The organism is Lysobacter sp. GCM10012299 (genome assembly GCF_042649405.1).
Classification (GTDB): domain Bacteria; phylum Pseudomonadota; class Gammaproteobacteria; order Xanthomonadales; family Xanthomonadaceae; genus Lysobacter_J.
On record NZ_JBHRZC010000004.1, the window covers coordinates 25874 to 37900 of the forward strand.

A 12027-nucleotide genomic window follows, 5' to 3' on the forward strand; every position below is an offset into this window, starting at 1 on the left:
ATTCTGGTCCTGCTTTCAGTCTTCACTTGTCACTGCAGCAACAGCAAAAGCAAATGGATCCCGGCGTTCGCCGGGATGACGGGAGGCTTCTCATCCGCCTCCCGGCTGTGTCACCGTCACCGTTGCCGGCGCCGACTTGCCCACGCCCCGCAGCTGCGGTCGATACATGTCCTCCACCAGCGGCGGCGGCACGGTGTAGGTGCCCGGCGTCACCGCCCGCAACAGGTAGAACACACGCGCGGTATCACCGGTTTCGAGCTTGAGCGCGGCCACGTAGCGATCGTCGCGGAACTCTTCGTGGCGCACTTCGGCCGCTTCGTCGCGATCGGCGATCTCGATGCCGTCGATGACCACGCCGGCCCACTGCTTGCCATCACCCAGGTTGAAGTTCTCGATCTCCAGGCCAGCCGGCAGCAGGTCGGTCAGCAGCGCATCGGGCATGTCGCGGCTGGGCGTGATGGCGACCTGCACGATCAGCGCCTCGCCCTCCTCCAGCGTCCCACCCTTCCACTCCGCGCCATCGGTGGCGAAGTACTTGCGCGTCACCTTGATCAGCGACTCGTCCGGTTCCGGCGCACGGCGCGGGACGCCGGCCACTTCGAGGCTGGCAAACAGCGGCGCCTCGCCCTTGGCGATGAACGAAACGCCACGCAGCAGGGAGGCATGGTCGAAGGCGCGGCCGATGATGCGCGCCGACGGCGCATCGGCCGCGACCTCGCCCACCTTCCACTGTCCGGACACCTGCTTGCCCTTCTCGGCCATCAGCGCCTTGCCGAGCCGCGCCAGGGCAACCTGCTCCTGCGTGCTCAGCCACATCCAGCCGCTGTTGCGGCGTGCGTCGAGCTCGCGACCCAGGTCCACGGCACGCGCATCGAAGGCCGGCGTGGCCAGGTCGTGTTCGTGCACGAGCGCGATCATCAGCGCATCGTCACGCACGCGACTGCCGTAGTCGCCCAGGTAGTCAGGCCGGTCGAGCGGGTCACGCGCGAAGCCTTCCGCGATCGCCTTGCCACCGCGTGCCTTGTCGCCCTGCAGCGTCAGGGCCAGGCCCAGGTGCACCAACGGCAACCCGGTCAGGCTCTGCTTGCGATCGTTGTCGTAGAGCGCACGCAGCGTGCCCAGCGGTGCACGGTTCACCCGCGCCAGCACATAGCCGGCATGGGCCTGGTAGGCAAACTTCAGGTGCTCGCGCCGGTCATGGCCGAAGAACGCCTGGCCACCGGACAGCAGATCCTCGTTGAGGACCTTCAGCGCCTTCTGCAGCACGGTGTCGGGCACCGCGAATCCCGCCTCGCGCGCGTCGAGCAGGAACTCGACGACGTAAGGCGTGATCAGCGGATTGACGTAATCGCCACTGCCCCACATCGAGAAATGGCCGGAGCCGATCTGCATCGCCGCGAGCCGACCGAATGCGCCTTCCATCCGCGCACGGCGCAGCTTCGCATCCAGCCCGTTGACGCCGAGCATCCGCGCGGTCGCGTCGTCCAGTTCGAGTGCGGCAAAGCCCTTGCTGGTGGTCTGCTCGGCGCAGCCGTACGGGTATTCCAATGCGCCCTTCAACGCGCTCGCGAACGGGATCGGCGGCAACGCACTGACCGACAGTCGCGCGTTGACCGAATCGGGCATCAGGCCTTCGGCCAGGTCCACAGGCAGCGGCACCGCTCCCGGTGCATCGAGCACACGCGTCCGCGCGCGCAGCACCGACGGCCACGCCGGCCGCACCGGCACGTCGTAGCGGCGGTCGACCTTGTAGCCATTGCCCTGCACGCGCACGCGCACCTGCGCGGTGCTGTAACCCTCCCTGGCCTGCAGCGGGAAGGTGTAGGTGGTCTTGGCTTCCACGCCGAGGCTAGCGGTGCGTGCACCGTCTGCCAGCGACAGCGGACCTTCGCCGTTGACCTCGAGCTTGAAGTCGCCGGCGCGGCCGGTGAAGTTCTGCACGTCGAGGGTGACGTTGCTGCGGTCGCCGGGTGCGAGCACGCGCGGCAGGCTGGCTTCGGCCAGGATCGGCGCACGCACGATGGTCTCGCGATCGCGGCTGCCGTAGCGGTTGCCCGAGTACACCAGCGCCGATACGCGCAACGTGCCGTTGAAGTCGGGAACGGCGAGGCTGATGCGTGCATTGCCGCGCGCGTCCAACTTCACTGGCCCGGCGAACAGGTCGACGGTCTGCACGCGGGCGGTCGGACGCCGCGCCTGCGGCAACGCCGCCAACGCCATGTCGCCGCCGAAGCGCAGCTTGGCGATTCCGCCCTCGAAGCTTTCGATTACGCGGCCGTAGACGTCATACGCATCGACGCCGAGCCGGCGCTGGGCGAAGAAATGCGCGGCCGCATCCGGAACCGGGAAGCGGGTGATATTGAGGATGCCGACATCCACCGCCGACACCGTCACGAATGCGTCCTGGCCGGCCAGCTGCGGCACGCTCACCGTCACCGGCAGATCGCGCTCCGGCTGCATCAGCGCAGGCGCGGACAGGCCGACGGCAACCTTGCGATCGCGCCGGTCCATCGGCACGTGGGCGACGCCGACGGCGCGCGCGGGCGTGATCCTGCTCGGCGCACTGCCACCCCGGAACACCAGCGCAGTGACGTACACGTCATGGCGCTCCCAGTCCTTCGTCACCGGAATCTCGAAGGTGCTGCCGGCCTTCGCGTCGATGTCCTGCACGTAGAGCATGCGGTCGCTCTCGACCATCAGCAGGCCCTTGCCCTCGTGCGGTGGCGTCAAGGTGACCTTGAGCGTGTCGCCGGCACGGTAAGCGGTTTTGTCGAGGGCGAGCTTGACCTTGTCGGGGCGCGCATCGAGACCGCGGTTGTCGTCGTCCCAGCCCCAGCCGGCGGTGAACGGATAACGCGTCGTGAGCTTTGTCGCCGGATCGAACACGTCGACACGGTAGTCGCCCCATTCGACCGGGAAATCGATCCGCTGCGGTGCGTTGCCAAGGTCGAACGTGCGTGTCTGGATGTCCTCGTAGCGGCGGGTGAAGTCGTAGTCCCAGCCGCCGTCGTCCTGGTAGTTCCAGTGGTAGTCGCGATGCTCGCGCACCAGCGTCACGCGCAGGCCCTTGCCGGCGCGCGGCTTGCCGTCGCTGCCGACGCGGGCCAGTTCGAAACCGGCATTGGCGTTGGCGTCGCTGCCCTCCTTGTCGTCGAACAGCGGACGTACGCCGACGATCGCGTCGGCCGGCCACAGCACGCGCTTGACGCTGCGGTTGACGCTGCGCCCACCGCTCTCGAACACGCTGCCGGTCACGATCGCGGCGATCGTGCTGACCGGTTTGGCCTCGGCCGGCAGGGCGATGTCCTGCTGCAGCCGGCCGTTGGCGTCGAGCTTGGCGTCGACCACGTCCTTGGCCTCCTTCGGAAGCGTCAGGGTCGGGTCGCCGAAGAAGTACCCCGGCATCTGCTCCAGCGGGTGTTGTTCGACCGCGACCGCCAGCTTCGCGGTGAAGCGGTTGCCCGCGGCGGGCGCGCCATAGAGGTAGGCGCCTTCCACTGCCAGGTGCACTGGTTCGCCTGGCTTGAGCACGGGCTGCGCCTGCAGGTCGAGCTTGAGCCGTTCGGGCAGGAATTCCTCCACCCGCAGCGTCATGCCCTGCACCGCCTCCTTGCTGCCCGGATCGGTGCGGAATTCGATGCGCCAGCGACCGGTTGCGGCGTCGACCGGAATCACCTGCGCGTGCCGCACATAACCCTGCGGGTCCGGTTGCAGGCGGGTTTCCAGGAAGGTCTTGCCGTCGGGCTGCACGTAACGCAGGAACAGCGGCTGCAACGGCTTGCCCTTCGTCACGACCGGCTGCCCATCCTGGTCGCGCAGCAGCGCCGAAACCCGCACGGTTTCGCCAGGTCGGTAGAGGTCGCGTCCCGACCAGGCGAACACGTCGAACCAGGCCTGCTCGCGGCCGCTGACCGCGAACTCCGACAGGTCCAGCGCCGGCTGGTTGAACGGCAACATCGACACGTCCTTGCCGTGCGATGCCACCAGCACGTGCGCGGCATCGAGCGTGTAACCGAGCATCACGTTGCCGTTGCCGTCGGTCTCGCCCTTCATCACCGTCTCGCCCTTGTCGTCGAGCACCTTCAGCTCGACGGCGCCGACGGCCGATCCCGTGTGCAGCGAAGCGGCGTGGACGAACAGCTTGTCCTTGTACGCACGTGCGTGCAGGCCCAGGTCGCTGACGGTGAAGAACGCGGTCTCGTACTGGTCCTGGAACTGGCCCGCGCGCTTCATCACGGCGAAATACAGGCCGGGTTGCTGGAGTTCCTTGATGTCCTGCAACGGCAGGTAGGTGAGCACGCGCTCGTTGGTCTTTCCGCCGAGCACGAATCGATTCACGTAGACCGGTTCGGCAAGGCGTTCCAGCGGTGTCTTGTCGCTGTAATCGCTGCCCAGTTCCCAGCTGCCGCGACGGCCGCCGCGCTGGTACTGGGCGAAGAACCGCGGCAACTCCTTGTCGCGCACGCGCAGGAATTCGACATCGACCTCGGCGACATTCACCGACACCACCGGCAGGCCGCGGCTTTCGCGCGCCGGCAGGACACTGCCCTGCGAGGCGAACCCGACCACGGGGTCCAGCGGCCCGGTGTGCACCTGCCTGCGCAGCTGCTGGCCGAGGCGGTTGCCGGCGGCCGCGGTCAGCCCGCCCTTAATCGTGACCACGTAGTCGCGGCTGGCGTCGACATGGGGGAAACGCAGCACCTTGGCGTCGTCCGACAATACCCAGCTGCCCTTGACCACCGCACCCTTGGCATCGGTGACCGCAATCAGTTGATCGAAGTCCTGGCTGCCCACCAGCGGCCGGCTGAACTCCAGCGCGATCGCCATCTGCTCATCGGCTTTCTGGTCCGGGTAAGCCGCCACCAGCGCGAACCCCTGCACCGCTTCGCGCTTGCCCTGCACGGCCTCGCCGCTGACCGCGGGCAGCTGGCCGTCGGCATCGCGCTTGCAGCCGGCGAACAGCAATGTCGCCATAAGGGCCATCGCGGCCAGGCATCGAAGCGACCGGCTCGGCGCCGACGGCACGAAGCGTGGGGCCACGGTGGGAATTCCGACGGTTCCTTCCGACACGGATACGCGCTTCATGCGGCCTCCCCTGATTTTCGCGAAGTATAGGAGGATCGCGGTCGGCTACACGGATTTGCGATCGTCTGTGCCATCATCCGCGCATGGGGCCGATGGCCCGCCTGCCTTTCCCCGGATCTCGATGCTGCGCGAACACATGCCTTCCCTGGCCAGCATTCCAGGTGCCAGCATGCCCGCAACCGCTGCGGGGCGACGCCCTTCGATCCTGGTGATCCGCCAGGGCGCGTTCGGCGACCTGGTTCAGGCCGACGGAGTCCTACGCGACATCCGCGCGCACCACCCGGACGCACACATCACCCTGCTGGTCGCGCCGCAATACCAGCGGTTGATGGCGCGTTGCCCGCACGTGGACACGCTGATCGTCGACCCGCGCGCGCCGTGGCATCGCATCAACCACAACCTGGAACTGTTGCGGTTATTGCGCGAGCGCAGCTTCGACCGCGTCTACGACCTCCAGGACAGCCAGCGCACGCGCCTGTACCGGCGGCTGATGCGTCCGGACCTGCCGTGGCTCGGCAAGGACAACCCCGGCTCCAGCGCTGTGCCGGACCGGACCGCCTACGCGCGCCTGCTCGCGCGCGCCGGCGTGCCGGCGACGCAGACCGATGCACCGGACGTGCGCTGGATGGCCGACGATGTGTCCGCGCTGCTTTCTGCGTCTGGTGTCGAACCGGGCTACGTGGCCCTGGTCCCGGGAAGTTCGGCGCGCCACCCGCACAAGCGCTGGCCCCATTACGCCGAGCTCGCCCGGCGCCTGGCCGACGGCGGACGCCAGGTGGTGGTCGCCCCCGGCCCGGACGAGCTGGAACTAGCCCGCTCCCTGCCCTGTCAGGTGCTGCTGGGGCCGTCGGGCTTCCTCGACTGGTTCGCGCTCGCCGGCGTGCTGGCCAGCGCCGCCTTCGTGGTTGGCAACGACACCGGCCCGACCCATCTCGCCGCCTGCCTGGGCACGCCGGGCCTGGCGTTGTTCGGGCCCCACACCAGCGCCCAACGAACCGGCATCCGCCTGCGCGACTTCGACGCGATAGAGGCGCCAGACCTGCAGCGCCTGTCGCCCGACGAAGTAATCGCCCGCATCCCCTCCGCCCCGTAGCCCGGGGTAGCCCGGGGTAGCCCGGGTAAGCAACGCGCACCCGGGATCCACGCAAACCGCAAACAAAAACGCCGCCTTCCGGCGGCGTTCTCGCTACTGCATCCGATCAACCCGCAACCGGCGTCGTCTCCTCCGTGCCGTCACCGGCACCGGCTTCAATCACGCCGTCGCTGACGTCGTCTTCCTCGTCCAGCGACGCATCCACGCGCTCGATCGTCTGCAGGCTCTCGTCGGCAGCCAGGCGCATCAGGGTCACGCCCTGCGTGTTGCGACCGACCTGCGAGATCTCCGCCGCACGCGTACGCACCAGCGTGCCGCCATCGGAGATCAACAGCACGTCGTGGTGATCGGACAGCTGAACCGCACCGACCAGCATGCCGTTGCGCTCGGTGGTCTTGAGCGCGATCACGCCCTGCGTGCCGCGGCCCTTGCGCGGGTATTCCTCCAGCGAGGTGCGCTTGCCATAGCCGCGTTCGCTGGCGGTAAGGATGTCGCCGTCGCCTTCGACCACGATCAGGCTGACCACGTGCGCGCCGCTGGTGTCCTCGGCGCCGTCCTCGCCCTCCTCGCCTTCGGCCAGCCGGATGCCGCGCACGCCGGTGGCGGTACGGCCCATCGAGCGCACCGCGTCCTCGGCGAAGCGCACGGCCTTGCCGTTGCTCGCGAACAGCATGATGTCGCGCGTTCCGTCGGTCAGCGAGACGTCGACCAGGGCATCGCCGTCGTCGAGGTTGATCGCGATCTTGCCGCGCTGCAGGCGGAAGGCGAACTCGGTCAGCGGGGTCTTCTTGACCGTGCCGTTACGCGTGGCGAAGAAGACGAACTGGTCTTCGACGTACTCGCGCACCGGCAGCACGGCCTGCACCTGCTCGCCGGCTTCCAGCGGGATCCAGTTGATGATCGGGCGACCGCGTGCGTTCGGACCGGCATCGGGCAACTGGTGCACCGGCAGCCAGAACACGCGACCGGCGCTGGTGAAGGTCAGCAGCGTGTCGTGCGTGTTCACCAGCCACAGGTGGTCGATGAAATCCTCGTCCTTGGTCGCTGCCGCATTGCGGCCCTTGCCGCCGCGCTTCTGCGCACGGTAGGTGCTGACCGGCTGGCGCTTGGCGTAACCGGAATGCGACAGCGTGACCACGACGTCTTCCGGCGCGATCAGGTCGAGGATGTCGAGGTCTTCCTCGCTGGCACGGATCTCGCTGCGACGCGCATCGCCGAACTCTTCCTTGACGTTGCGCAGCTCGGTGCGGATCACGTCCAGCAGCACGTTCGGATCCTCGAGGATCTCGATCAGGCCGCGGATGGTTTCCAGCAGCAGCTTGTACTCTTCGGTCAGCTTGTCCTGCTCCAGCCCGGTCAGGCGGTGCAGGCGCATTTCGAGGATCTGCTGGGCCTGGGTCTCGGTGAGCTGGTAGAAGCCATCGACCAGGCCAACGCCGGCCGGCAGGTCTTCCGGACGCGATGCGTCGGAACCGGCCGCCGACAGCAGCGCGCCGACCAGGCCGGCTTCCCACTTGCGGGCGAGCATGCGGTCGCGCGCTTCATTGGGGTTGGCCGACGTCTTGATCAGCTCGATCATCTCGTCGATGTTGGCCAGCGCAACCGTCAGGCCTTCGAGGATGTGGGCGCGCTGGCGGGCCTTGCGCAGCTCGAAGATCGTGCGGCGGGTCACCACCTCGCGGCGGTGGCGCACAAACACTTCCAGCAGGTCCTTCAGGTTCAGCAGCTTCGGTCGGCCGTCGACAATCGCGACCATGTTGATGCCGAACACCGACTCCATCTGCGTCTGCTGATAGAGGTTGTTGAGCACCACTTCGGCCGACTCGCCGCGCTTGACCTCGATGAAGATGCGCATGCCGTCCTTGTCGGACTCGTCGCGGAGCTCGCTGATGCCTTCGAGCTTCTTTTCCTTGACCAGCTCGGCGATCTTCTCGATCAGCCTTGCCTTGTTGACCTGGTACGGGATCTCGGTGACGACGATCGCTTCGCGGCCGTTGTCGGCCACTTCGACCTCGGCGCGCGCGCGCATGCGCACGCGGCCACGGCCGGTGCGGTAGGCATTCACGATGCCGGCGGTGCCGTTGATGATGCCCGCGGTCGGGAAGTCCGGGCCCGGGATGTACTGGATCAGGCCGTCGACGTCGATGGTCGGGTCGTCGATCAGCGCGATCGTGGCGTCGATCACTTCCGACAGGTTGTGCGGAGGAATATTCGTGGCCATGCCGACGGCGATGCCGGCGGAACCATTGACCAGCAGGTTCGGCACACGGGTCGGCATGACCGTGGGCTCGAGTTCCTTCTCGTCGTAGTTGGGCTGGAAGTCGACGGTTTCCTTGTCGATGTCGGCCATCAGTTCGTGGGCGATACGCGACATGCGCGCTTCGGTGTATCGCATCGCCGCGGCGTTGTCGCCGTCGATCGAGCCGAAGTTACCCTGGCCGTCGACCAGCATGTAGCGCAGCGAGAACGGCTGGGCCATGCGCACCAGCGTGTCGTACACCGCGGTGTCGCCGTGCGGGTGGTACTTACCGATGACGTCACCGACGATACGCGCCGACTTGTAATACGGCTTGTTGCTGTGGGCACCGAGCTCGTTCATCGCGTAGAGCACGCGGCGGTGGACTGGCTTGAGTCCGTCGCGCGCGTCCGGGAGCGCGCGCCCGACGATGACGCTCATGGCGTAATCGAGGTAGCTGCGGCGCATCTCGTCTTCGAGATTGACCGGGATGATTTCCTTGGCGAGTTCGGCCATCAGGTTTCCGTTCGTTGGTTGTGAAAATCCGTCGCGGGGATTGCCCGCCGGGCCTGCGTCGCCGACCCCTTCAGGGGGCCTTTGACAGCCCGTTGTCGACGGCTTCAAAAGGACACGAAATCATAGCACGGAACGGGGTCCGGCTGGCCTCTGATTCCCACGCAGAAACAAGAGGTTGCGGGGGTTTTTAAAGAGGGTTTATCGGGAACCGTACCCGTCATCCCGGCGAACGCCGGGACCCATCTTGATTCTGGCTGCTCCTGCCCTCCGGCTCAGCCGAAGGCGACCTTCATGGCGGCAGCGTCCGGGCGCTCGATCACGCCGCGCTCGGTCACGATGGCGTCGATCAGTTCGTGCGGGGTGACATCGAACACCGGGTTCCAGGCGCCCACGTCCTCGGCCGCGGTACGCACGCCGCCGACGCCGAACAGTTCGCCCGGGTCGCGTTCCTCGATGTGGATGGCGTCGCCGGACGGGGTGTCCATGTCGACCGTCGAGGACGGCGCGACGACCATGAACTTCAGGCCGTGGTGGCGCGAGGCGATCGCCAGCTGGTAGGTACCGATCTTGTTGGCGGTGTCGCCGTTGGCGCAGATGCGGTCGGCGCCGACCACGACCCATTGCACGTCACCGGTCTTCATCAGGTGCGATGCGGCGGAGTCGGCGATCAGGGTCGGGTCGATGCCGTCCTGCTGCAGTTCCCACACGGTCAGGCGTGCGCCCTGCAACCAGGGACGGGTCTCGCCGGCGAAGACCTTGTCGATGCGGCCCTCGGCGACGCCGGCGCGGATCACGCCCAGCGCCGTGCCGAAGCCGGCGGTCGCGAGCGAGCCGGTGTTGCAGTGGGTGAGCACGCCGCTGCCCGGCTCGATCAGGGCGGCGCCGAGCGCACCCATGCGGCGGTTTGCGGCGAGGTCTTCGTCGGCGATCGCCTGCGCTTCGCGCTCGAGCACTTCGCGCCAGTCGGCGCCTGCGGCGGCAAGCGTGCGGCGCATGCGCGCCAGTGCCCAGGCCAGGTTCACCGCGGTCGGACGCGCTGCGTTGAGATGCTGCATGGCGGGTTCGAGCTTGCCTGCGGCTTCGGCGCCATTGCCGGCGTCGATGTCGCGCGCGGCCAGCACCACGCCCCAGGCCGCGGCGATGCCAATGGCAGGAGCGCCACGCACGGTGAGGGCGTGGATGGCTTCGGCCACGGCGGCACTGTCGCTGCAGGTCACGTACTCGACCACGAACGGCAGCTTGCGCTGGTCGAGCAGTTCCAGGGCCTGCCCGGTCCAGCGGATCGGGCGGATGCGGTCGTAGCGGTCGAAATCGATGGTGGTGTTCATGCCGTGCAGTTTAGCGAACTGCACGCTTGCCCTCCCTTTCACCGGCGGCGAAAGGGAGGGCGCACAGCGGATCTGCCTTACAGGACGGTGAAGTCGCCGCGGCAGCCGTTGCTCACCCAGACGCCATTGCGGTCCCAGCCCCAGCTCTGGCCTTCGATGCACGGCGCCTTGGACGCCTGCCGGACCAGGCGGGCGTCGCGGCGGATGGTCACGTTGCAACGGCGCTGGCGACGGTCGTCGGAGCCGCAGTAGAGGTTCTGCGCCTGGGCGCCGTTCCAGCCGCCACCGTTGCCGCCGCCATTCCATCCACCGCCATAACCGCCTCCGTGACCGCCGCCATACCCACTGGCGAACTCGGCGCGGCAGCCTTCGTCGACCCAGACGAAACCGCGGCCGGTGCCCCAGCTGCGGCCCTCGATGCACGGCGACTTCGAGTACTGGCGGACCAGGTAAGCGCTGCGACCATCGATCTGGCACTGCACGTAGCGGTTGTCGTTGGAATCACAGCGCACGCTGCGGCCGCCACCGTTGCCGCCATTGCCGCCATTGCCTCCGTTGCCGCCGCCCCAGCCACCACCCTGGCCGCCGCCCTGCCCCATGCGGGCCAGCGCAAACTCGGCACGGCAGCCGCCGTTGACCCAGACGCCGTTGCGGTCGTAGCCCCAGGTGCGGCCCTCGACACACGCGTTCTTGGAGTACTGACGAAGCAACAACACGCCGTTGCGGGTGTCGGCGGCGCACTGGCGGTATTTGTTGTCGTTGGAGTCGCAACGGACCGTTGGCGTGGTGCCGCCGTTGTATTGCGCCACGACCGGCGTGGCCACGGTTGAAGCCGCCAGCACAACCAGAATCCCGAAGCCCTTGACCAGAATGGGCGAGCGCAGGGTCATGAACAGCTCCTCGTCTGAGATGGTTCTCACTCTAACGAGGACAGCTTAACGAATGCTTCACCGATTGACCGCCGCTGACGGCCATTCAGCCGCCGCTGAGGTCTTCCTTGTGACGGACCTCGAATTCCGCACGGCAACCGTCTTCGACCCAGATCCCGTTCTTGTCGACGCCCCAGCTGCGCCCTTCGATGCAGGCGGCACGCGAGAGTTGCCGGAACAGGCGCACCGCCCCGCCCTCGGTCACTGCCGGGCAATGACGCGGCAGCTTGTCGGTGGAATCGCAGCGGACGATTTTCCCCTCGGACGGTTCAGCGGCAACGATGGCCATCATCCGGAACTCCGCGCGGCAGCCACCGGACACCCAGACGCCGCGATTGTCGGCGCCCCAGTTGTCACCCTTGATGCACGGGTTCTTCGACAGCTGGCGCACCAGCTCGACGCCTGCGCTGGTATCCGAATCGCAATGCTGCCAGCGGCTTCCGCGCGACTCGCAGCGCACGGTGCGTTCGCCGTAAGCACTACCGACCGAGCCGCCGTAGCCGAGGACGAATTCCGCGCGGCATCCATCCCTGACCCAGATGCCGGCGCCCAGGACGCCCCACGTGCGGTTTTCATCGCATTCGGACTTGGACAAGGTGCGCAGAATGCGCACGCCGCCACGGACGTCGACCGGGCACAGGTGTGCTTGCCCGCCCTTGGACTCGCAACGCACGACGCGGTCGCCGAGGAAACGGCCGCCCGTGTCCTGGGCCCTCGTGTCAGCCGCGGCCAGCAGTACCAATAGTGCGAAGAAGCAAGTCGAAAGCGACCAGCCGCGCATCGTGCACCCCTGAGTTCACGCGACCACTCTAAACCGTCCAGATGAAACAAACATCCCGG

General features: G+C 67.5%; 6 protein-coding genes. 1 reads left to right on the forward strand and 5 read right to left on the reverse strand.

The window, feature by feature from the left end; genetic code table 11:
* Nucleotides 1-90 precede the first annotated feature (90 nt).
* Nucleotides 91-4983, reverse strand: coding sequence for an alpha-2-macroglobulin (locus ACFOPO_RS11340; RefSeq protein ID WP_386703857.1), 4893 nt, complete (start codon nucleotides 4981-4983; stop codon nucleotides 91-93).
* A gap of 271 nt (nucleotides 4984-5254) precedes the next feature.
* Between ACFOPO_RS11340 and ACFOPO_RS11345 the strand changes: the two genes are divergently transcribed.
* On the forward strand, nucleotides 5255-6178 hold the full coding sequence (locus ACFOPO_RS11345; protein WP_386703342.1) for a glycosyltransferase family 9 protein: 924 nt from the start codon (nucleotides 5255-5257) through the stop codon (nucleotides 6176-6178).
* Nucleotides 6179-6284: 106 nt separating this feature from the next.
* Here ACFOPO_RS11345 and gyrA read toward each other — a convergent pair whose 3' ends face one another.
* From gyrA to ACFOPO_RS11365, 4 genes are all read right to left on the reverse strand, one after another.
* Nucleotides 6285-8930 (reverse strand): DNA gyrase subunit A, encoded by a 2646-nt coding sequence (gene gyrA / locus ACFOPO_RS11350; RefSeq protein ID WP_386703343.1) that lies wholly within the window; start codon nucleotides 8928-8930, stop codon nucleotides 6285-6287.
* 272 nt (nucleotides 8931-9202) lie between these two features.
* Complete coding sequence (gene mtnA / locus ACFOPO_RS11355) at nucleotides 9203-10258, reverse strand: S-methyl-5-thioribose-1-phosphate isomerase (RefSeq protein ID WP_386703859.1); 1056 nt, start codon at nucleotides 10256-10258, stop codon at nucleotides 9203-9205.
* A gap of 77 nt (nucleotides 10259-10335) precedes the next feature.
* The gene (locus ACFOPO_RS11360) at nucleotides 10336-11148 is read right to left on the reverse strand and encodes a DUF3011 domain-containing protein (protein ID WP_386703344.1); all 813 of its coding nucleotides are present in this window, start codon (nucleotides 11146-11148) and stop codon (nucleotides 10336-10338) included.
* A gap of 85 nt (nucleotides 11149-11233) precedes the next feature.
* Nucleotides 11234-11968 (reverse strand): DUF3011 domain-containing protein, encoded by a 735-nt coding sequence (locus ACFOPO_RS11365; protein ID WP_386703345.1) that lies wholly within the window; start codon nucleotides 11966-11968, stop codon nucleotides 11234-11236.
* Nucleotides 11969-12027 lie beyond the last annotated feature (59 nt).

Coding starts and splice junctions, on each gene's coding strand:
- mtnA (WP_386703859.1), bottom strand. CDS start 10,258: ATGAACACCACCATCGATTTCGACCGCTACGACCGCATCCGCCCGATC.
- ACFOPO_RS11365 (WP_386703345.1), bottom strand. CDS start 11,968: ATGCGCGGCTGGTCGCTTTCGACTTGCTTCTTCGCACTATTGGTACTG.
- ACFOPO_RS11345 (WP_386703342.1), top strand. CDS start 5,255: ATGCCCGCAACCGCTGCGGGGCGACGCCCTTCGATCCTGGTGATCCGC.
- ACFOPO_RS11360 (WP_386703344.1), bottom strand. CDS start 11,148: ATGACCCTGCGCTCGCCCATTCTGGTCAAGGGCTTCGGGATTCTGGTT.
- gyrA (WP_386703343.1), bottom strand. CDS start 8,930: ATGGCCGAACTCGCCAAGGAAATCATCCCGGTCAATCTCGAAGACGAG.
- ACFOPO_RS11340 (WP_386703857.1), bottom strand. CDS start 4,983: ATGGCCCTTATGGCGACATTGCTGTTCGCCGGCTGCAAGCGCGATGCC.